Source organism: Thermococcus sibiricus MM 739 (genome assembly GCF_000022545.1).
GTDB lineage: Archaea > Methanobacteriota_B > Thermococci > Thermococcales > Thermococcaceae > Thermococcus_A > Thermococcus_A sibiricus.
Genome location: NC_012883.1, coordinates 1007652 through 1029019, shown reverse-complemented (window position 1 = coordinate 1029019; position 21368 = coordinate 1007652). Strand labels below are relative to the sequence as shown.

Sequence of the window (21368 nt, the reverse complement as noted above, 5' to 3'; positions counted from 1 at the left end):
TTTGCCCATGATTCCTTGGGCTATTCTACTAACATAGTCTATTCTATAAACTGTAGGAGGTTTTTGATATGATAAAAGAGCCAGAGATGAAAGAATATAATCCACAGGTCTTAGAAGAAAAAATAGAAAAGCTCTGGAAGGAAAATGAAATCTACAATAAAGTAAAAAAAGCCCGAGAAACTGGCCCTGATTATTATTTCCTTGATGGACCCCCATATGTAAGTGGTGCCATTCATTTAGGTACTGCATGGAACAAAATAATAAAAGACATGGTCATACGTTTCAGAAGCATGCAAGGGTACAATGTTAGAAGACAACCAGGGTTTGATATGCATGGCCTTCCAATAGAAGTTAAAGTTGAACAGGCCCTAGGATTGAAATACAAGAAAGATATAGAAGAGAAGGTGGGAGTTGAGAACTTCATAAAGAAGTGTAGGGATTTTGCTTTAACTAATCTTAAAATCATGACAGAGCAGTTTAAAATGCTCGGAGTTTGGATGGATTGGGATAATCCGTACATGACAATCAAAAATGAGTATATAGAATCTGCATGGTTTACTTTAAAGAGGGCATGGGAAAATGGTCTTCTCGAAAAAGACCAAAGGGTTCTCCACTGGTGTCCTAGATGTGAAACGGCTTTAGCAGAGCATGAAGTAAGAGGAGAGTACAAAATAAGAGAAGATCCTAGTATCTATGTAAAATTCCCAGTAGAGGGGAAAGATAACGAATATGTTCTAATATGGACAACTACGCCATGGACTCTTCCAGCCAACTTGGCCGTTACAGTTCATCCGGAATATGAGTATGCAAAGGTGAAGGTATCTCATGAAGGGAAAGAAGAATATTGGATAGTAGCAAAGGCACTTGTTGGGAGAATTCTCGAAGAAACTGGAGCTAAAGGGGAGATAGTGGAAGAATTCAAGGGTGAAGAACTGGAAGGGCTCCGCTATGTGCATCCATTCTTAGAGGAATATCCAAGACAGAAAGAATTTAGAGAGAAATACAAGTGGGCCCATAAATTGATACTCGGTGAACATGTAACTCTTGGAGAGGGTACTGGATTAGTTCACACAGCTCCAGGCCATGGTGAAGAAGACTTTGAAATAGGAAAACAGTATGGAATTCCAATTTATTCACCCCTTGATGATGAAGGAAGGTACTATGAAGGAAAGTGGAAGGGCAAATTCGTTAAAGATGCTGATCCAGAGATAGTAGAATACCTAAGAGAAAAGGGCCTTCTCCTCAAAGCAGGAACAATAGAACACAAGTATCCGCACTGCTGGCGTTGTAAAACACCCCTCATATTTAGGGCCACTGATCAATGGTTTCTTAAGATAAGCAAAGTTAAGGACAAAATAATAGAAGAAAATGACAAAAAAGTCACTTGGTATCCCGATTGGGTAAAGATAAGGTATGACAACGGTGTCATGCACTCAGGTGATTGGTGTATCTCAAGGCAAAGATATTGGGGAATACCCCTCCCAATATGGAGTAGTGAAGATGGGGAGATATACATAGTAGGTACTTTTGAAGAACTTGTTGAGCTTTCAGTAGCCATTGAAGTTAATGGTGAGAGAATAGAACTTCCAGAGAGTTATGACGAAAAGCTTAGAGTCATAGAAGAAAAACTAGGGCCAGAGGATCTTCACAGACCATACGTTGATGCCTTTGTTATAAAAGTAAACAACAAGGAAATGAAACGTGTCAAAGATGTGCTCGATGTATGGTTTGATAGTGGAATAGCAAGTTGGGCATCTTTAGATTATCCAAGGAGAAAAGATCTATTTGAGAGGCTATGGCCAGCAGACTTCATTGTAGAAGGAGAAGATCAGGTTACAAAGTGGTTCTACTCCCAGCAGGCAGCTTCAGTTGTGGCTTTTGACACAGTCCCCTACAGAAAAGTGGCAATGCATGGTTATGTCCTAGATGAAAAAGGAGACAAGATGAGTAAGAGCCTTGGGAATATAATAAGGCCTGAGGATGTTATTCAAAAAGATGGTAGAGATCCGTTTAGGTTCTATATGCTTTGGGCAACTACTCCATGGGAGAATCTTAGATTCAGCTGGAAAGGTCTGGCCCAAGTTAAGAGAATGCTCAACATACTATGGAATGTCTATATACTGAGCTCAACGTACATGAGCCTGGATAACTTTGATCCTACTAAACTTAATCCCGAGGAACTTCCATTTAGAGAGGAAGACAAGTGGATACTTTCGAAGGTTAATAATCTAATCAGTACTGTGGAAGATGGCCTAGAGAGTTTCTATCTAACAAAAGCTACTAGAGGAATAGAAAACTTCATTATAGAGGATCTCAGCAGATGGTATGTTAGAGTCATAAGAAAAAGGCTATGGGTTGAAAGAGATGATCCTGATAAATTAGCGGCTTACTGGACTCTTTGGAAAATATTTGATGTCTTGCTCAGGCTAATGGCTCCCTTTACACCGTACATAACTGAAGAAATCTATCAAAACCTAATAAGGCCATTTAGCAATAAAGAAAGTGTTCATTTAGAAGATTGGCCGAAAAAAGATGAAAGCTGGGTGGATGGAGATCTTGAAAAAGAGATGGAAATAGTTAGAAAGATAGTAGAAGCTGGCTCAGCAGCAAGACAAAAAGCTAAAATAAAACTTCGCTACCCTGTAAAGCAAGTAATAGTAGAAACTGAAGATGAAATAACTAAGAAAGCTGTAGAGAGACTCAACCGGCTTTTAAGAGATCAATTGAATGCTAAGGAGGTCAAAGTGGCAAAAATTGAGAGGGAAATAAAAGTAAAGCCCAACTTTGCTAAACTTGGACCTCATTTCAAGGGAGATGCAAAGGTAGTTGCAAAGTGGATAAGTGAGCAGAATGGCAAAGAACTTTATGAGAGACTTATGCAAGGAAAGCTCAAGGTAGAAGTAGGAGATAAGGAGTTTACGATTGAGAAGGAACACATAATCATGGAAGAAGAGCTTCCAGAGTTCTTAATAGGGGAAGAATTTGATCATGGAAAAGTCTTTGTTGACAAGATCATCACTAGGGAATTAATGACGGAGGGCTTAGCGAGGGAGTTTGTAAGGAGAATTCAGGAGATGAGAAAACAACTGGATCTAGACGTAAATGATAGGATAATGGCTTACGTTGAGACAACGGAGGAAAACAAAGAACTTCTCGAAGAGATGCTTGATTACATAAAGGGAGAAACACGGGCTATTGAAGTTAAGTTTGAAGAGCCAAGGGGATATGTAGTCGAGTGGCCAGAAGTGGAGGCAAAAATAGGTATAGAGAAGGTTGGATGAATCTTCTCTTTTTTATAATCTCATTTTGTTATTTTATAGATGTTTGAATGATCATTAAGGAAGGTCAGGAAAAAGATTATGATAACGGAATTCTCTCGACTTCAATTCTATCCCATGTGGGATATTCTTCAACCACATAAAACTTTACATCCCCTTCTACAGCGCCGACAAGTTCTTCTGCAACTTCTATGGGCATTTCAATCCTTCTTTTTTTCAGATTTAGGTAGAGCCATTCTTCTGGAACCTCTGCCTCATTTACGAGGAGATCATAGAGCTCCATAAGGTCCTCATACTCAGCCACTGCAAATTTAAGTGTCCCATCTTGGGTTATCTCCATGTAGGATCTGGCGACGTTTTTTGCCATTCTTTTAAGCCGATTTTTGAGTTGTACTGCATCTTTAAGTTTGGCTGTACAGAGGTGATAATTCAGAGACGTATTCTTTTCACCCCATTGCAGAATTGTCAATCCAGATTCTAAACTTCCTTTTATTGCAGAACTCTCATCACTTACTGTCCTAAATCCTCTTGATAGCAGGGCCTCAAGATTAGTTTCACTAAATTCAAGCTCATTTATGTTTAGGAATTTTGCCCCATGTTTATCTAAAAATTCGGCATACCACTTTATTCTCTCTTCTTGTCCCGGAAACGCAGGAACTTCCCCTCCAACATCCCATTCAAAGTCAAAGGCGCCTTTTATGTGTTCTATTTCCCTTTGAAAGATATTAGAGTTTGGATTAAAAATATCTGGATGAAATCGAATTTCGTCAAGACCAGCGTCGTAGAGTTTTCCTAAGTTCTCCTCTGTTGCAAGAAGGCCGGTTGTATATAAATGAATATGAAATTTCTTTCCAAAATTTTCTTTCAGTGTTTTAATGTACTTGACAGTTCTATCTATTCTTGAGAGTGGGTCCCCTCCAGTAACACCCGCTCCTAACGCTTCCTGGATTTTTGCTTCTTCTATGATGTCATTGACATTTTTTATCGGCCGTTCATTTGCATAACTAACATCTTCTCTCCTCCAGGGACTAAGAGGACAATAGAAGCACTCTCTAGGACATATTCCGGTGGTGAATAGTACTAATTTTGTGCCCTTGACACAGAGTTTACATCCTTTTGGAAGCTCACCAACAACGTATGAATAGTAATTTGTCTCTTTCATGTTTCTTCTCCTCACTCCTGAGGCTTAAAAATCCTTTGCTCATGCCACATCGACCTGTTCGTGAGTAGGTAAACCCCGTTGATGTTTGAGAAGTAGCTCATAGAAGAACTCTTTCATTTCCGCACTCATATTGTCATCCAAAAGCAAGTCAGCCTTTCCTTGATATTCTTTTTCAGCTTCTCTAACCAGGTTATGAAGACTAGACAAGAGATGATTTATTAAGGCTCTTACCAGTTCAGGATACGCATCTTCATCTATTATCTCATCACTTTCAAGTCCCAAGTAGATCACATACCCCTTCATTTGAACTGCTAGAACAAACTCATTATCTGTAACTTCCACAAAAGAGAAGTTGTATGTTTTTGAAACACTTTTGGCTATCATAATTCCTTTAACAGATAAGGTAACGACTTCATCATCTATTTCAAAAAGCAGGTCTTTCGCAAGTTCCCTTTGGGCTATTGCATAGAGTGTTATCATTCAATCACCTCCACAATTTCGCTATTGCCAGGAGGAAGAATTTGCATAAGCTCATCAAGATCAACTTTGTATCCACATCTCTCTAGAATTTTCGCTAACTTTTTTGCAAATTCGCTTTTTTTCATTCTTCCTGGACGAATAATAATGTATTTGTCAGTATGGGCTTTTACCGCTTCCACCGGCCCGCACATAGGTAGTTTCTCTTCCTCGTATTGCACTATTCCAACAGCGAGCTTTACGGGTAAGCCATGCATCCAGTTCCTCTTTCCATAAACCATGAATGCTCCTTTGCCAAGATATTCTCCACTTGGGGCTTTTTTTGTAACTTGGTTGGGGTCTGTCCAGTAAGCATCTCCGGAGTATAATCCCTCTTTCCAAGCTCTTGACATTGAAACGGCGAACTGACAGGCTTCAAATAGTGTCTTTTCTCCAGCTTTTTTACCATCTTTTATTACTACATGGGGGGCACCATAAATATCAGCATGACAATAGAGGTCGTTTTCACTCATATATCTTTTAACTACAATTTCATTCGTTGTGGCATCCTTTCCAGCTATTATTAAGAATCCTTCACTACTTAAGAACCACCTAAACTTTTCAAACCACTTCTTCTTTCTTTTTTCGAGCTTCCTCACGCTAAGCTCTTTTTTCTCCTCCTCTTCTATTAGTTTTTCTATTTCCTTGATTTTCTTTAGTGTTTCTTTATGGGCTTTTTGGGCCCCTTCGAGTTTATGTTTTGCTTTTTTGGCTTTTTCATAGTAGATTTCTGCATTTTCTCCAACACTTTTGTTTAAATAGAGTTTTACTTTTTTTCCATCAAGTTCAATTGTGACTGCCTTCTCTTTAGCGTCTATGTTTTTGATTATCTGAGCAATTTTATTCCCAGATTTTTTGCCATTTTCTACTCTCTCTTTGAATTCTTTCCATCCAAGTTTTTCTACAGCCTTTGAAAGCTCTTTCAGTAGATTCTCAATAAAGGCGAAGTTGGTATATATCAAGTCTCCAATTTCTTGATTTTCTTGTATTTGGTTCTTAAATCCGTTTATCATCTCTTCTTGTTTTCTAAGAGTGGCTTCGAGTTGTCTTTTCTTATTCTGAAGTTTCTTTGTTCTTTCTATCTTTGCACTCTCAAGAAGAATCTTTCCAAAATATTCATCAAGTGCCTCACTAAAGGTAGTGAAGAATTTTTTCTTATAACTTTCATACCATTTAAGCTCGATAGGTACGACGTCTATAGGATTGTCGTTTTTGTATATGATATTGGCCTTTTTAGGGGCATTGAAGACCTCTTTTATTTTTTCAAATATAACTTTAAGCTCATTTTCATCAAGAGCATTGGCTCGTTTTGTTTTCTCTATTCCGGCCCTTAAGAGGATTTCTTCTGCATATAGTCCGCCCATATTGAGTTTTCTTGCTAGTGCTCTTACTATCTCCACATCTTGAGAGGAAATAAGTTCCCTAAAGTTTTCCCATAAGATGTCAACTGGATTCTCTCTTGCAGGCGGGAGTAGGTACACGTGTTGTGGTTTTATTGTTCTGTCTTTAAACTCTTCATATCTCATGGCAGAGATTATCACGTTGTTTTCATCAACTAATATTATATTCCCTTTCTGGAAAAGTTCTGCAATTAAAGTATAGTTGCCAATTTTTAGCTTTACAATTCTATCAAAATCGTGTTGTTCTATTTTTTCCACTCGTGATCCGCTTAAATACTTTCTGAGCAGCATTGTGAATGAAGATGGATGCTGGGGAGCTTCTTTTATGTAAGTAGTTAAATGAATCCTTTTACCGGCTTCTATGATTAAATCGTTTCTCCCCTCTCCCGTTGTATGTAGTTTAATTCTAACTCGGTTCTTGTCTTGGTATATTTTATCGACTCTAGCACCTTCCAAGGTTTTTAGCTCCTCCACTATGTACTTTATGTCGACACTGCTCATTTCTTGTTTCATTCTCTTTTCACCTGGTGTAATTAGAGGGATACTTTTTAAACCCTTTTTCTATGAAATATTAATTGCTCAAAAAACAGAATTCTTCCATTAAAGTCTATTTTATTCTTGTAGATCATTTTGTCGACTCAAAACTGTTTCAAAAAGGGCAAAAATGTTAAATACTTGGTTGTAATTTTACTTTTGCACTTCATATCCATATTCCTTACATGGTAAATGGCTTTTTAGTGAGGAGTAGGTTTTTGAGGGTATACCCGAGACTTACATACCCCTTTTCGGATAACACTAATTTTAGCAGAGCAACTTGCAGATGATTACAACTGAAGGCCTCGCCTTTTAAGGTAGGGATGAGAGGGAGATTTACAAAAACTTTAATTTTTAATAGTTAATGGTAGGTAGCGTTCAGGTACTGGTGAAGTTTTGTAAAGAACGGACTTAGAAAAAATTTTTGGAAAAATACGGGCTAAAATTTTTCTTTGTTGAAAACCATTTGATAGATGAAGGCCCAGTAACTCGGCCCCCTTCTCGGGAGAGAGAGTTCGGGGATGTGAGTGTCCTTAACACGATACACTGGGAGGTAGTTAGCAGTAGAACAAACATCTCTAGGGTACTGTCAGCTATCCAACTGGAGAGGTAGATTTCCACATAGTCATTGTAAATTTCCTATCAAAGACTGGGAATTGTTGCCATCAATCTGAAAAAAATCGGGAAAACTTTATATCTTCTAAAAAACTCCCTAAGCTGTGGTGATTATTTATGGGTGATGGAGAAACTCAGAGTAGTAAAGTTTGGAGGAAGCTCAGTGAAGAACTCGTTTTGGAGCGCATTGAAGTTAGTTGAATATCTCCTAGAGGGAAGCAAGCTTGTAGTTGTCGTTTCTGCTCTTAAGGGTGTCACAGAGAAGTTGATACAGCTTTCAGAGCAGTCCGATTTGGGTATCTTTGAAAGCATCATTCTAGAACATTCAAAAATGGCTAACAGGCTTGGGGTGGATATAGAGCCGATTCTAAGCGACCTAGAGAAGGCAATTACCAAGCGTCGCCATGACCTTGCATGGAGAGACTATATTCTTTCCTTCGGAGAAAAGCTCTCAGCAGCCCTCTTTGCAAAAGCCTTAGAGAATGAGGGGGTTCCAGCACTTTCTCTGGATGCTACTGAGGTTTTGATGCTTCGTGGAAGCTTCGGAAATGCGAAAATTGATTTTTCAGCAAGCCTACCTCACGTTCAAAAACTGGGAGAACTAACAGAGAAGGTAGTTCCAGTTGTTACTGGATTCATAGGTAACCTTAACGGAAGAACCGCAACGCTTGGCAGGGGTGGAAGTGACTATACTGCTTCTGCTCTAGGGGCGATGCTTAAAGCGAAGGCCGTGCTGATAATGAGTGATGTGGAGGGTATTTACACTGCCGATCCGAGACTTGTACCTGAGGCAAGACTCTTTCACTTCATATCAAGAGACAGAGCCATGCTGGCGGCAAGGCTTGGCATGAAGGCTCTCCACCCGGAAGCCCTCAAGCCGCTCCAAGGAATCCCCTTGATACTCGGAAAGACTGAAGACTGGAACATGGGGACCCTTGTCTCTGAATTCGGGGAGGAGTGGCCGATAGTTGTTCACCGTGTCGAAGGGAAGATTGCTAGGATAGCAGTTGTCGGTGTGAAGAAACTTCCAGGTTGGAAAGGCAGAAGAGGAAGGGGGTACTTCTCACTCACCATCGAGAAGGAGGAGCTTGTTCCCGCCCTTAGAGAAATCCATGAGGTGGTCTTTGATGAAAGTACGAGTTCATGCGACTATAGCTAACTTTGGACCAGGGTTTGATGTCTTTGGTGTAGGTGTAGGGAAGCCTTACGACGAGCTGAGCTTCAAGGAATCAGATGAATGGATGGTGAGAGTCAAGGGCTACCAAGTACCGGAGAATTCCAACAATATTGCCATAGTTTCGGCAAAAGCTCTCGCGGCAATGGTGGGAGAGGAGACCGCCTTAGAAATGAAACTTACCAAGGGGATAAGGCCCAAAAGTGGGATTGGAAGCTCGGGAGCATCATCACTGGCCGGAGCGCTTGCGATGGCAAAGGTTCTTGGTGTTGAGGATGATGAGATGATACTTCGGGCGGCAATGGAGGGAGAACGAGTGGCTTCGGGCAGTGTCCACGGAGATAATGTGATTCCAGCTTACTATGGCGACTTCACGATTATAGAATCCTACGAGCCACTGAAGATCTGGAGAATTCCAGTGAACTTCGAAGTTGTGGTGGTTCTTCCCGCGATCGAAATTCCGACGAGCGAGGCGAGAAAGATTCTTCCATCAAAAATCCCAAGGAAAGATGCTATTAGAAATCTCGCCCTAGCAGCATCTCTAATCCTCGCTCTAAAGGAAAATGACCTTCAGACTGTTGGGAGGCTTCTCGATGACAGGATAGCCCTGCCATACAGGAAACAGCTCATGCAGTGGTATGAAACTGTAAGAGAGGCCGCACTTGAAGCAGGTGCTTACGGTTTCTCAGTCTCCGGTTCCGGCCCAGCAGTGTTTGCCATAGGAGAGGATGTGGCCCAAATAGGGAAGGTCATAGCTGAGACTTTCAGCGGAATGGATATTAAGGCTGATGTTTATGTTACAAAAGTTGGAAGGGGTGCCATATGGTTTTGAAGTGTATTGAGTGTGGAAGAAAATATGACGAAAATGACCTCCGCTACCGCTGTGAGTGTGGTGGGCTACTTGAGGTCGTCACGGACCTCGATAGAGCAGAGGACGTCTTCGACGGCAAGAATGTAACGCTGTGGAAATACAAGAGTTGGCTACCAGTTAAGAGCAGGGTTTCGCTGAATGAAGGTGGAACACCACTCTACAAGCTCAAGAACCTTGAAAAGGGCTTTGGTGTCGAAATATATGCCAAAAACGAAGGAGCAAACCCTACGGGTTCTTTTAAGGATAGAGGGATGACAGTTGGCGTCTCCAAAGCCCTAGAACTCGGTATGGACAAGGTGATATGTGCATCCACTGGCAATACATCAGCGTCTTTGGCAGCTTACGCAGCGAGGGCGGGGATTAAAGCTTATGTCCTAGTGCCTAGCGGAAAGATAGCTCTTGGAAAGCTTGCACAGGCTATAATTTACGGAGCCAGGGTTGTACCTGTAAGAGGCAACTTTGACGATGCACTCAGAGTTGTAGTGGAAGCGAGCGCAAAGCTTGGTGTTTACATGCTCAATTCCATAAACCCCTTTAGGCTGGAAGGTCAGAAGACAATAGCACTAGAGATTTATGACCAACTCGGTTTCGTACCCGACAACATCGTCCTACCCGTTGGAAATGCAGGTAACATCTCGGCAATTTGGAAGGGGTTCAAGGAGCTTTACGAGAAAGGAATAACGGAGAAACTCCCGAGAATGATGGGGATACAGGCAGAAGGCGCATCCCCTCTCGTGAGGGCTTGGAAAACAGGGGAGAAGTTTAAACCTATCGAAAAGCCGGAGACCGTTGCAACCGCCATAAGAATAGGCAACCCTGCCAACTGGCCCAAGGCATGGCGTGCCGTCAAAGAATCAGGGGGGCTATTTGAAAGCGTAAGCGACGAGGAAATACTCCAGGCTCAACAACTACTGGCGAGTAAAGAAGGCCTGTTTGTTGAACCCGCATCCGCTGCATCACTGGCAGGACTTATAAAGCTTCTTGAGATAGGTGAGGTTGATAGAAGTGAAAGCTATGTTCTCATAACGACAGGTCACGGGTTGAAGGATCCAAATGTTGTTCTCAACAGGTTCACACTTCCTGAGCCAATAGAACCAACACTTGATGCGTTTAAAGAGGTGATACGATGAAGGTAGCTGTTCTTGGAGCGACTGGCATGGTTGGAAGAACCTTCGTGAAACTTCTAGAGGGCCATCCATGGTTTGAAGTTGAGAAACTCGTAGCATCGGAGCGTTCGGCAGGAATTCGATATGGTGAACTGGTCGAGGATTCTCCAGAGGAGTTCAGAGATTTTGAGGTCATTTCCTTGGAAGACTTCCTCAAAGATCCGGGAGTTGACCTCGTTTTCAATGCTCTTCCGGCTTCTCTGGCTGGGGATGTTGAGGAGAGACTCGCTAAAGACATTCCCATTTTTACCAACGCGAGGGTTCACCGCTATGACGACGACGTGCCGATACTGGTTCCTGAAGTCAACCCAGAGCACTTGAGGCTTACCGAGGTTCAGCGTGAGAGGAAAGGCTGGAATGGTTTCATAGTAACGAACCCGAACTGTTCCACGGCGATCTTGGCCGTATCTCTCGCTCCTCTCAGAGATTTTGGGATAAAAAGGGTTCACGTGGCTACAATGCAAGCCATAAGCGGTGCAGGATTTTTCGGCCTTTCAGCGCTGGCAATTCACGACAATGTGATTCCCTTCATAAGTGGCGAGGAATGGAAGATTGAGAACGAGAGCAGAAAAATTCTTGGAAAGATTGAGAATGGAAGGATAAAACCAGCGCTCTTCGAAGTCTCTGCAATAGCGACACGTGTCCCAGTTCTGCATGGCCACACGGAGGCCGTTTTTATAGAACTTGAGCACGGAAGTACTGAGAAGATAAAGGAAGCTTTTGAGTCCTTTGATCCGCTGAAAAGTCTCAGTCTGCCGAGCTACGAAAAACCCCTTGTTTACACTGAAGTTCCCCAGCCGAGGTTTCACCGTGAGAGAGGAAAGGGGTTAACCGTAACCGTGGGAAGAGTGGAGGGGAGTGACTCGGCTTTTAAGTACGTGATTACCGGTCACAACCTTGTTCGCGGGGCCGCGGGAGGGTCTCTGCTCAATGCAGAACTGGCAAAGAAACTGGGATATATCTAAAAAAGAAAGAGGGTTAGTAGGAGTGGGATGTGGGATATTCGAGTAAAGCTCTCAAGAGTTCTGGGTAGACTTCTTCATCCAGTTTTTGCTTGCTTCCATCCTGAAGTATACCATGAAACCCTTTATTTGAGTTGCAAGGACGAATTCGTTTTTGCTGAGTTCGAAGAATTAGCATTTGTAACATTTTGAGTTGGCTTTCATGAGAAGTACGCCCTTTATTGAGACTGTCACTGGTTTCTCTCTATTCCAAACACCAGATCTTTAACCAGTCTCTTCTGGGCTTGGATTGTTCCTTTTTCCTTTAAAACTAACCTGTGTCGTAATCAATTACAGTTCAACTCTGTTTGGGATAATCTTAAATACTCTGGATACAATAACACTCCCGGTGATACTAGATGAAAGGTTACTTTACTTTTGTTTTTCACACCCATATTCCCTATGTAAGGAAGCATGGCAAATGGCCTTTTGGTGAAGAATGGGTCTTTGAGGCAATCTCGGAGACTTACATACCCCTTTTGATGGAGTTTGAAAGGTTCAAGAAAAAAGGGGTGAAGTTTCAACTGATGATCGGCATTACACCGATATTAGCAGAACAACTTGCAGATGAGTACATGAAGAAAGAATTTGAGCAATATATGGAGAGAAAGCTTAAGGCCATGCAAGAAGACCTAGAGAAATATGACGATGAACGACTTAAAAACGCAATCTCGTATATGATCAAGTACTTTATGGAGGTTTATGAATATTGGAAAAACATAAACGGGGACATATTGGGAGTTTTTAGGCAACTTCAAGATGAGGGATACATTGAGATAATTACCTCCGCCGCGACCCACGGGTATCTGCCTCTTTTGGAGAGAGATGAGGCAATTGAAGGACAGATTACCAATGGTATTCTTACTTACGAGAAACATTTTGGAAGAAAACCAAAAGGAATATGGCTCCCGGAGTGTGCATATAGACCAGAGGGGCTTTGGCAAAGTCCAAGCAGTGGAGAAATTGTGTGGAGAAAAGGACTCGAGAAGTTTCTGGAAAAGCACGGGTTGAAGTTTTTCTTTGTTGAAAGTCATTTGATAGATGAAGGTCCAGCAAGTTTTGGTTATGGAAAAATACTCCCTGCGAAAACTAAAAAGTCCACACTGAGGCCCTACTTCATAAAAGGAACTAATATAGCTGTATTCGCTAGGAACAGAGAGACTGGTCTTCAAGTGTGGAGTGCAGACATAGGCTATCCAGGAGACTTTTGGTATAGAGAATTCCACAAAAAAGCAGAGAAAAGTGGCGGCCAATATTGGAGAATTACATCCAAGGCTATTGGTTTAGGAGAAAAAGAGCCTTATGTTCCTGAGAAGGCTTTAGAAAGAGTGGAAGAGCATGCAAAACATTTTGTAGGTTTAGTTAAATCCCTCTTAGAGGAATACGAGAGAGAACATGGAGCTAAGGGAATAGTCGTGGCACCTTACGACACAGAGCTCTTCGGCCACTGGTGGTTTGAGGGTGTTAAATGGCTTGGAAAAGTGCTGGAGTTAATGGCAGAAGAAAATATAGAAACTATAACAATTTCAAAGTTCTTAGAGAACTACCAGGGAGAAAGATATGAGATCGAGCTTCCAGAAGGATCCTGGGGGATGTATGGAACCCATTACACCTGGTGGAATCCAGAAGTGGAGTGGATGTGGGAGCATATACATCTTGCGGAGAGAAGAATGGTAGCTCTTGCGAGTAAATACTTGCACAAGGATAAATTTGGCGATAGAGTTTTAGAGCAACTTGGAAGAGAATTGCTCCTTATTGAAAGCAGTGATTGGCCATTCCTTGTTACCACGAGTCAGGCAAAAGAGTATGGGAAGAGGCGCCTTTTGGAACACGCAAACAGTTTCCATCACTTGGCAAATGCTCTGGAGAAGTACTTCCAAAGCGGAGAATTTAAGGATATGAAATTCTTGGAAGAAATTGAAGAAAAAGACAACCCGTTTAGCTCCATAGACATTGATGTTTATGTAAGTGAAGAATCTCCAAGTGTTTCGGAGTATATCGAGCCACCTGAGGCTCCATTAGAAGAATCAAAAGAATTAAAGGAAATAAAAAAGAAGTAAGAGAAAATATAAGCATCGCAAGTGCTCAAAAGTTAGAGGGAAAGTGGGAAATCAGTAAGGCCACTCTACAGCTTGAAAAAACAACAAAAGAGGAAAGAGATTTAGAAAAAGAGGAGAAAGACTTTGAGAAAAAGCTTTTGGCCGTAAAGGGAATAGGGCCAAAGACAGTTGAAAAACTGAAAAAAGCCGGAATCAGAAGTGTTGAAGATCTTAAAAATGTTGATTTAACAAAGCTGGCAAAAGAAACTAGAATTCCAAAGAAGAGACTTGAAAAAGCATTAAAATATCTCTCGATTTGATTTAGAAAAGTTTATTTTTTCTTCTGCCCTATTATATTTGGTGGAATTTATGAAAAAAATTGAAGCAATTGTTAGGGAAGAGGAGTTTGATAGGGTTCATAAGGCCCTAAAACAAATGGGTATAGTCCCTATGACAGCTTATCCAGTTAAAGGTAGGGGTGTACAAGGAGGGGTGCCCCCTTATGAGCTTATGCCAAAAATGAAAATTGAGATTGTCGTTAAGGATGAAGATGTTGAGAAGGTTGTTAATGTGATAATCCAGAATGCAAGAAGGGGCATCCCGGGGGATGGCAAAATATTCATTCTACCGGTTTATGAAGCAATAAGGATAAGAACGGAGGAGAGAGGAAACGAAGCCCTTTACTGAGGGCTTTCTTTTTTTTCAAAGGAAAGCGTGCCTGTGCTTATAGAACATGTAAATGGCGTAGCTTAAGAGGAATACCTCTGCAATTCCAAAGAGTACCATTACGCCTGCAATGAGTTGAGCAGTACTTGTAGAGACTCCTAAACCTTGTGCAGCTTCTTGAAGTGCAGTGGGATTTATAAAAACTTCCATATATGCCCTGAGAGCTAGAGCACCAGTTATTAGTGGTATAGGGATTGCAGCAAATGCTAACATAAGGCCACTATAACCTCTCTTTCTCAAGCTTAATAGAGAGAGGATTATTGGAATGAGCAGAATGAGGGAGGTTATCTTGAATTCCAACGGCAAGAATGCTGTTACAACAAAAAAGCTTACCATTCCCCACACATAGGCTTTATATCCCCTATTTACATATTTCATATATCCCGCAAAATCATATGGGGCGGCCTTGGAATATTTATACATGGCTTCTACGTCTTTCATATAAGTTTTTTCGCCAAGTTTTTCTATTGTTTTATCATTTGTGCTGTTCTTCAATTTATTTGCACGTTTTAAAAAGAAACTGGCGAGTTCATCATTGTCAATAACAACCTCACTTGCCATTTTTCTAAAATTTTCCTTTGCCTCTCTTATTTGGTTTAAAGCATTTTGCTTTTTCCTCGGTGAGAGTGAATTTAGATTTCTAATCCTTTCTTCAACTTCTTCTAAAATTTCTGCAGTTTCTTTAAGAAGGTCTGGACTTTTCATAAAAAACACCTCCTCTAAATATTAAAAGGAAAGAAAAAGGATTTAAGATTTTTGCTCTGCCTTGAGCAATTTGCTTACTGCCAAGTACATCCAGATGAATATTATGCCCCATGCAAGGGCCATAAATGCTAAAGCACTTCCTTTCATTTTTATCACCTCAAAGCTTTACTATTACCTCGTTCTTTTCTAGTTCTTCGGCGTACTTCTTCTTGATAGCAAAGTATGCTTCAATGGCACCAATGATGAGGATGAATAGCATCATACCTCTTGCAAACCAGACCCAGTTAGCATATTCTGGTGCACCAACGTAACCAGGCACTGCCTTGAAGTAGCCTGCTTTGTAGTAGTCTCTTGTGCTTCCTAATAGAAGTATTATTGTGTAAATTGGAGCTATGTACACAATAATAGGTTTGATCCAGCCAGGAACTTTAATGTACGCTCCTTTGTGAAGTTCCTCCCAGAAGTTGTCTGGTTTGAAGAGCCACACTGCAACTATGATATCGAAGAGTCCAAGCACGACGAGCAAGTATGAACCAACCCAGTTATCAAGCTCTGTTAGGTAATAGAGGTCAAGTGTTGCTTTTGTTGGATCAAGGACAACTGGAAGACCAAGGATCAAGTAGAGTATGAACACAATTGCTGCACCGGTTTTTCTGTTTATCTTAAGATCTTCCTCTAGCAACGCTGTTAGGTAGTTGTACATTGCTATAGCTGACGTGAATCCTGCGAACCATAATAGTAGGAACCATACAGCACCGAAGAGCTGTCCACCAGGCATTCTCATAAAGACGTTTGGTAATGCTATGTATGCTAAACCGACACCACCTGCTATAGCCTTTTCTGGGCCTAGGTAAGCGAAGGCTATTGGTATGGCTATTGAACCACCGAGGATAACTTCAGCAAACTCGTTAAGTGAGACTGTTGCAAGGCCTGAGAGGGCTACATCGTCTTCTGGGCCTAGGTAAGAAGCATAGTTTTGTATAATACCCATACCAAGTGATAGAGTGAAGAATATCTGTCCTGCTGCTGCTAGAGCTGACTTAAATGTCACTTCACTAAATCTTGGCTCCCATAGGAATTCAAATCCTTTAATTGAACTCCACTCTGGTTTCACTGGTGAACCGAGAGTGAGAGATCTTAAAACCAATAAAATAGCTGCCACATATAATGCAGGCATCATAACCTTGACCCATCTCTCAATACCTTTGCTAACACCTTGGCCTACTGCGATACCAAGGAGTGCAACTGAAAGGCCCCAGAATATGAACACTTGCATATTGTTGCTGAGATAGCCAAGAAGGAACTCTACGGAGTCTTTTCCAAAGTATGCTCCTGTTATACTGAAGTAGGTATAAGCTGCTGACCATCCTACAATGTGCAGATAATAGCTGTTAAGCAGTGTTGTGACTGAGAATGCTAACATACCACCGATCATACCAAAGATAACAGCGCTTCTTGGTTTCAAGCTTTCTCTAGCCATTAGGTAGAATGTTGGGCCTAAAGTACCGTGCCCATACTTACCTCCATATCTACCTGTGACCCACTCTACCCACATGATGGGGACTCCGAGGAGGAACAATGCAACAAAGTAGGGTATCATGAATGCACCGCCACCATTCACAGCGGCCTGGTATGGGAATCTCCAGAAGTTTCCTAGACCTATTGCGTTTCCTGCCATCGCTAAGATTAAACCCAATTTGGTTGCCCATCTATCTCTTTGCTCCATTCATTTCACCTCGTATAGTGTTGTACTAAAAACTATGCTGATGTACAAATATCAGCAATTGTGTCTATGTCTTGGAGGGTTAATAAACTTTTCTCTTGCCCTATTTCGACAAAAGACGATTTACATGGACTTAAAACATAGATTTTGGTATTTGTCAATGTGACAGCACAAAAAAGAGTTACAAAAACATACTTTGAAAAATTGTCAAGGATTAAAGATTAACTGAATAATATCTGAGTTTCCTGTCACCCTTGAATTTAAAAAGGATTTTGATGTTATTATACATAACCCGATGATTGGAACAAGAGTGAGCTGAGTTGTGATGACCGACTTCTCGCTGAGGGTTATTATATTTTTCTTTGACAAATACAAATTTTTCCATACATCAATACTCTGTTTTATACATTGATGCATGTTAAAAAGAACCTCCAAAGTCATTTTTGTTAAAAACTTTTTAAAAACTTTTTATTTATAAGGAAATGTGTGTACACAACCTTTTGTTTAAAAATATCGGTTCTCTAACCCCTTCTAACGAAAAGTTTATATAGGCTATTGCTCAAATTTGTATCGCTAATCAACTAATTTGGAGGGATGAACATGGTTGAGCTAGACCCATTTGAGATGGCAATTAAGCAGTTGGAAAGGGCTGCTCAATATATGGAGATAAGTGAAGAGGCCCTTGAGTTCCTTAAGAAACCACAAAGAATTCTTGAAGTTAGCATTCCAGTTGAGATGGACGATGGTTCTGTAAAGGTTTTCACTGGTTTTAGAGTTCAACACAACTGGGCTCTCGGTCCAACAAAGGGTGGTATTAGATGGCACCCTGAAGAAACCCTAAGCACTGTCAAGGCATTGGCTACTTGGATGACATGGAAATGTGCTACTTTGGGATTACCCTATGGTGGAGGTAAGGGTGGAGTAATAGTTGATCCTAAGAAGCTCAGTGATAGAGAGAAGGAAAAACTCGCTAGAGGTTATATAAGGGCTATTTACGACATAATAAGCCCATATACTGATGTTCCTGCTCCTGACGTATATACCAATCCACAAATCATGGCTTGGATGATGGATGAGTATGAAGCAATCTCAAGGAGGAAGGTCCCATCCTTCGGTATCATCACAGGTAAGCCAGTTATAGTTGGCGGTTCTTTAGGAAGAGGCACTGCTACTGCTCAAGGCGCTGTCTTCACAGTTAGAGAAGCTGCAAAGGCCTTGGGCATTGATCTAAATGGAAAGACAATTGCAGTTCAAGGTTATGGTAATGCTGGTTATTACATGGCCAAACTATCTAAAGAGCAATTAGGCATGAAGGTAGTTGCAGTTAGCGACAGCAAAGGTGGTATTTACAACCCAGACGGCCTTGACCCAGATGAAGTCCTCAAGTGGAAAGAAGAGCACGGATCAGTTAAGGACTTCCCAGGTGCTACAAACATAACAAATGAAGAACTCCTTGAGTTGGAAGTGGAGGTTCTTGCTCCATCAGCTATTGAAGGGGTAATAAACAAAGATAATGCTGACAAAGTGAAAGCAAAGATAGTCGCTGAGGTTGCAAACGGTCCAGTCACTCCAGAAGCAGATGATATACTCCACGAGAAGGGCATCCTCCAGATCCCAGACTTCCTCTGTAACGCTGGTGGTGTTACAGTCAGCTACTTTGAGTGGGTACAAAACTTGATGGGCTACTACTGGACAGAAGATGAAGTGAGAGAGAAGCTCGATAGGAAGATGACTGAAGCATTCTGGGGTGTTTACAACATTCATAAGGAGAAGAATATTCACATGAGAGACGCTGCCTATGTAAGGGCAGTTAGCAGAGTATACGAAGCTATGAAGGCCCGCGGATGGGTCAAGAAGTGATTTCTTTTCCTTCTTTTTCTCTTAGTTTCATAAATAAATTCTGAAGTTTGGATTTTTGTAAAGTTAAAGATTTTATCTCTTTGTCTCAGTATAAGTAAAGGTAGCTGGAGTCTTAAAGAGTACAATCTGCCCTAGGCTTTTGTCCAGTACTCCTTCTCTTCCACCATTGCTTGGATCATCTCATCCTCATCTTTAAACATGGTTCTCCTTGAAGGGTTTTGCATGCCGTAGAATTCCATAAACGGACTTGGCCTCTTCTTAAAAGGATAATAGAGATAAATTGCTCCCAAAGTTCTGTAAGCCTCTGCCATCTCGCTTATAACCCCTGCAGAAACTCCTTGAGCATAGTGATAGACTGCTATGGCTTTGCTGACATCCACTAAGTTGAAATCCCTTTCAACAAGCTGTCTTCTCAAAATGTCGGTAGCTTGTTCTATATCATCCCTATCGAGCTCTTCTATTTCCTCTCCATCGAAAATATTTTTTATCTTTATCTTTTGTATCTCCGGATTCTTCTCCACTTGAGCATCATACTCAGCAACAATCCACCAATCATCAAGTGCTCCCGGGTCTAAGATGGTGAAATATTTGCTCAACTTTTTGTAGAATCCTCTAACTTTATGGTAATATTCTTCCTCATGGCCGGTCATGGGATAGCTGAGATAAATAAGGGGCTTTTCATTTTCATGGAAAATTAAGTCAATGAAAGTTTGATGGGGGTGTCTAATGCCAAAATGGAGGACATAACGAACCTGAATCTCTTCTTTATTCAACTCGTGTACAAGGGTTTTTACATGATTTATAGCATCTTCACGCCACATCACGAGGGTCGTCAGCTTTATGTTTTCCTCGTTTCTTCTAAAGCGTTCAAACCACTCTTCATCATGTATTATTCTTCTTCTTACACTCAGAATATCATCCAGAACGATTATTACCCTACTTGGCTTTAGAAGTTTCAAGTTGCTTAAAGTGAAGCCCAAAACACTTCCACTTCCCCATCTAAAAAGGGCAGGAGTAGATACTAGGTGAAAGCTCTTGTCACTCCTGTCAATTTCATCTCTTATTCTTTTAAAAGCTTCATCTCTTATAGTATTCATTAGATCTGGATGGCTTATTGCAAAGTCCAAGACATTTTTTCTGGTTATTTTGACTCCTTTTTCTCTTCCAATTTCCTTGAGATAATCAAAGACATGATAATATTGGAAATTTTCATTTTTTGCTAACCTTAAGGCCTCCTTTGTGTATTCATCTCGCCCATTTAAAGGAGGGCCTGTGAGAAGAACTGTTTCTTTCATAAGTAGTACCTCCTAATTTCCGTAATTGGAATTTAGCCTCTTTTCTTTTTCAACTTTTTGGATGTTTAAATGCACTCATGCAAAAATTTTTAAAGTAGCACTAACAACTGATAGTAGAAAATATTTGCAAAAGAGTAGACTTATAAAGGTATTAAATAAACTACCTGAGGTGATGTTCATGCCAAGAAACGATAAAAATAGGAGTGTTGAGGGTGAAGAGGTTATTAGAGTTCCTCTTCCAAGGAATAACCAAGTATTTGGAGTAGTAGAACAAGCACTAGGATCAGGGTGGATGGATGTTAGATGTGTCGATAATAAGATAAGAAGATGCAGAATTCCTGGTAGACTTAGGAGAAAAATGTGGATTAGAATCGGGGACGTGGTAATAGTAGAGCCTTGGGAAGTTCAAAGTGACGAAAGAGGAGATATTGTGTATCGTTATACAAAAACCCAGATAGATTGGCTTTTAAGAAAGAAAAAAATTACACAAGAGTTTCTTAGCGGCGGTTTAACCCTGTGATGAACAATGAACCCTAAGGATCTTGATAAGAAAATCTTTCAGATTTTAGGATTAGATGAACGTAGAGAAAGGGATAATGAGCTCTATAAAGTATTTAGCGAAGTGTTTGATAAAACAACGATCGACACCCTTGCGTACTTTCATAAAAGAGGAAAAATAAAGCGTCTATTGGGCGTGATTTCCACTGGAAAAGAGGCGAATGTGTTTAAGGGTGTTGACGAGGATGGTAATTATGTAGCGATTAAAGTTTATCGTACTTATACCACTGAGTTTAGAAGGATATGGGAATATTTGGCAGCAGATCCGAGAATAAGTTACCTGCCAAAGGATATACGAAAAATGGTATTTGTATGGACAAGAAGAGAGTTTAAAAACCTCCAAAGAGCTATGAAATATGCAGTTAGGGCCCCAGAACCAATAGTATTTAGTAATAATGTCCTAATAATGGAGTACATAGGGGATGAATCCCCAGCCCCCAGATTAAAGGATGTTGAACGTGATTTAGATAAAAAAGAATTTGAAGAGCTTTATGAATTTGCAATGGAATCGATTGAAAAACTCTGGAAAAGAGGGGACATGGTTCATGGTGACCTAAGTGAATATAATATTTTAATTTGGGAGAAGCCCGTAATAATTGATTGGTCTCAAGCGACTGTAAGGAGAAACAGGATGGCTTTAACACTGCTTTATAGGGATTTAAGAAATATAACTAATTACTTCGCTAAAAAAGGAATCAAAGTTGATAACCCTGATGAAAAGTTTAGAGAGCTTGCAGGTGATTAA

Annotated in this window: 16 protein-coding genes and 1 pseudogene; 11 read left to right on the top strand and 6 right to left on the bottom strand. The window is 40.8% G+C overall.

From position 1 onward, the window contains the following. The first annotated feature begins 68 nt into the window (after nt 1-68). Entirely contained in the window at nt 69-3281 is a 3213-nt protein-coding gene (ileS, locus tag TSIB_RS05470; protein WP_015849397.1) for an isoleucine--tRNA ligase, read from the top strand. Nucleotides 3282-3357: 76 nt separating this feature from the next. Here the strand turns inward: ileS and TSIB_RS05465 are convergent, their stop codons facing one another. The 3 genes from TSIB_RS05465 to rqcH are packed head-to-tail and all read right to left on the bottom strand — an operon-like array spanning nt 3358 to nt 6869. Next, entirely contained in the window at nt 3358-4440 is a 1083-nt protein-coding gene (locus tag TSIB_RS05465; RefSeq protein ID WP_048160351.1) for a radical SAM protein, read from the bottom strand. A gap of 39 nt (nt 4441-4479) precedes the next feature. Beyond that, entirely contained in the window at nt 4480-4920 is a 441-nt protein-coding gene (locus tag TSIB_RS05460) for a hypothetical protein (RefSeq protein WP_015849395.1), read from the bottom strand. Next, nucleotides 4917-6869, bottom strand: a complete 1953-nt coding sequence (rqcH, locus tag TSIB_RS05455) for a ribosome rescue protein RqcH (RefSeq protein WP_015849394.1) — start codon at nt 6867-6869, stop codon at nt 4917-4919. Before rqcH ends, TSIB_RS05460 begins: the two co-directional genes overlap by 4 nt. 760 nt (nt 6870-7629) lie before the next feature. On the opposite strand from rqcH, the gene TSIB_RS05450 reads away from it, so the two are divergent. From TSIB_RS05450 to TSIB_RS05425, 7 genes and pseudogenes are all read left to right on the top strand, one after another. Beyond that, the gene (locus TSIB_RS05450) at nt 7630-8664 is read left to right on the top strand and encodes an aspartate kinase (protein WP_015849392.1); all 1035 of its coding nucleotides are present in this window, start codon (nt 7630-7632) and stop codon (nt 8662-8664) included. Continuing rightward, nucleotides 8633-9511 (top strand): homoserine kinase, encoded by an 879-nt coding sequence (locus TSIB_RS05445; RefSeq protein ID WP_015849391.1) that lies wholly within the window; start codon nt 8633-8635, stop codon nt 9509-9511. The genes TSIB_RS05450 and TSIB_RS05445 overlap by 32 nt, the downstream gene beginning before the upstream one ends. Next, a complete protein-coding gene (gene thrC, locus TSIB_RS05440; RefSeq protein ID WP_015849390.1) occupies nt 9502-10680 on the top strand; it encodes a threonine synthase in 1179 nt (392 codons plus the stop codon). Before TSIB_RS05445 ends, thrC begins: the two co-directional genes overlap by 10 nt. Continuing rightward, nucleotides 10677-11681, top strand: a complete 1005-nt coding sequence (asd, locus tag TSIB_RS05435) for an aspartate-semialdehyde dehydrogenase (RefSeq protein WP_015849389.1) — start codon at nt 10677-10679, stop codon at nt 11679-11681. Before thrC ends, asd begins: the two co-directional genes overlap by 4 nt. A gap of 27 nt (nt 11682-11708) precedes the next feature. Beyond that, on the top strand, nt 11709-11870 hold the full coding sequence (locus TSIB_RS10445; protein ID WP_187146400.1) for a hypothetical protein: 162 nt from the start codon (nt 11709-11711) through the stop codon (nt 11868-11870). 206 nt (nt 11871-12076) lie between these two features. Next, a pseudogene (locus tag TSIB_RS05430) lies at nt 12077-14076 on the top strand (1,4-alpha-glucan branching protein). 49 nt (nt 14077-14125) lie between these two features. Beyond that, nucleotides 14126-14443, top strand: coding sequence for a P-II family nitrogen regulator (locus TSIB_RS05425; RefSeq protein WP_048160349.1), 318 nt, complete (start codon nt 14126-14128; stop codon nt 14441-14443). 15 nt (nt 14444-14458) lie between these two features. On the opposite strand, the gene TSIB_RS05420 is transcribed toward TSIB_RS05425, so the two are convergent. Beyond that, a complete protein-coding gene (locus TSIB_RS05420) occupies nt 14459-15187 on the bottom strand; it encodes a hypothetical protein (protein ID WP_015849386.1) in 729 nt (242 codons plus the stop codon). Nucleotides 15188-15344: 157 nt separating this feature from the next. After that, on the bottom strand, nt 15345-16913 hold the full coding sequence (locus TSIB_RS05415; RefSeq protein WP_015849384.1) for a sodium-dependent transporter: 1569 nt from the start codon (nt 16911-16913) through the stop codon (nt 15345-15347). A gap of 597 nt (nt 16914-17510) precedes the next feature. Here TSIB_RS05415 and gdhA point away from each other — a divergent pair. After that, nucleotides 17511-18770: a glutamate dehydrogenase gene (gene gdhA / locus TSIB_RS05410; RefSeq protein ID WP_015849383.1), complete on the top strand. Its 1260-nt coding sequence runs from the start codon at nt 17511-17513 to the stop codon at nt 18768-18770. Nucleotides 18771-18901: 131 nt separating this feature from the next. Here the strand turns inward: gdhA and TSIB_RS05405 are convergent, their stop codons facing one another. Then, nucleotides 18902-20065: a hypothetical protein gene (locus TSIB_RS05405; protein ID WP_015849382.1), complete on the bottom strand. Its 1164-nt coding sequence runs from the start codon at nt 20063-20065 to the stop codon at nt 18902-18904. A 172-nt stretch (nt 20066-20237) separates the two neighbouring features. On the opposite strand from TSIB_RS05405, the gene eif1A reads away from it, so the two are divergent. Then, the gene (gene eif1A / locus TSIB_RS05400; RefSeq protein WP_394295178.1) at nt 20238-20585 is read left to right on the top strand and encodes a translation initiation factor eIF-1A; all 348 of its coding nucleotides are present in this window, start codon (nt 20238-20240) and stop codon (nt 20583-20585) included. A 6-nt stretch (nt 20586-20591) separates the two neighbouring features. Next, nucleotides 20592-21368, top strand: coding sequence for a serine protein kinase RIO (locus TSIB_RS05395; RefSeq protein WP_015849380.1), 777 nt, complete (start codon nt 20592-20594; stop codon nt 21366-21368).

Coding starts and splice junctions, on each gene's coding strand:
- ileS (WP_015849397.1), top strand. CDS start 69: ATGATAAAAGAGCCAGAGATGAAAGAATATAATCCACAGGTCTTAGAA.
- TSIB_RS05465 (WP_048160351.1), bottom strand. CDS start 4,440: ATGAAAGAGACAAATTACTATTCATACGTTGTTGGTGAGCTTCCAAAA.
- TSIB_RS05460 (WP_015849395.1), bottom strand. CDS start 4,920: ATGATAACACTCTATGCAATAGCCCAAAGGGAACTTGCGAAAGACCTG.
- rqcH (WP_015849394.1), bottom strand. CDS start 6,869: ATGAAACAAGAAATGAGCAGTGTCGACATAAAGTACATAGTGGAGGAG.
- TSIB_RS05450 (WP_015849392.1), top strand. CDS start 7,630: ATGGAGAAACTCAGAGTAGTAAAGTTTGGAGGAAGCTCAGTGAAGAAC.
- TSIB_RS05445 (WP_015849391.1), top strand. CDS start 8,633: ATGAAAGTACGAGTTCATGCGACTATAGCTAACTTTGGACCAGGGTTT.
- thrC (WP_015849390.1), top strand. CDS start 9,502: ATGGTTTTGAAGTGTATTGAGTGTGGAAGAAAATATGACGAAAATGAC.
- asd (WP_015849389.1), top strand. CDS start 10,677: ATGAAGGTAGCTGTTCTTGGAGCGACTGGCATGGTTGGAAGAACCTTC.
- TSIB_RS10445 (WP_187146400.1), top strand. CDS start 11,709: ATGTGGGATATTCGAGTAAAGCTCTCAAGAGTTCTGGGTAGACTTCTT.
- TSIB_RS05425 (WP_048160349.1), top strand. CDS start 14,126: ATGAAAAAAATTGAAGCAATTGTTAGGGAAGAGGAGTTTGATAGGGTT.
- TSIB_RS05420 (WP_015849386.1), bottom strand. CDS start 15,187: ATGAAAAGTCCAGACCTTCTTAAAGAAACTGCAGAAATTTTAGAAGAA.
- TSIB_RS05415 (WP_015849384.1), bottom strand. CDS start 16,913: ATGGAGCAAAGAGATAGATGGGCAACCAAATTGGGTTTAATCTTAGCG.
- gdhA (WP_015849383.1), top strand. CDS start 17,511: ATGGTTGAGCTAGACCCATTTGAGATGGCAATTAAGCAGTTGGAAAGG.
- TSIB_RS05405 (WP_015849382.1), bottom strand. CDS start 20,065: ATGAAAGAAACAGTTCTTCTCACAGGCCCTCCTTTAAATGGGCGAGAT.
- eif1A (WP_394295178.1), top strand. CDS start 20,238: ATGTTCATGCCAAGAAACGATAAAAATAGGAGTGTTGAGGGTGAAGAG.
- TSIB_RS05395 (WP_015849380.1), top strand. CDS start 20,592: ATGAACCCTAAGGATCTTGATAAGAAAATCTTTCAGATTTTAGGATTA.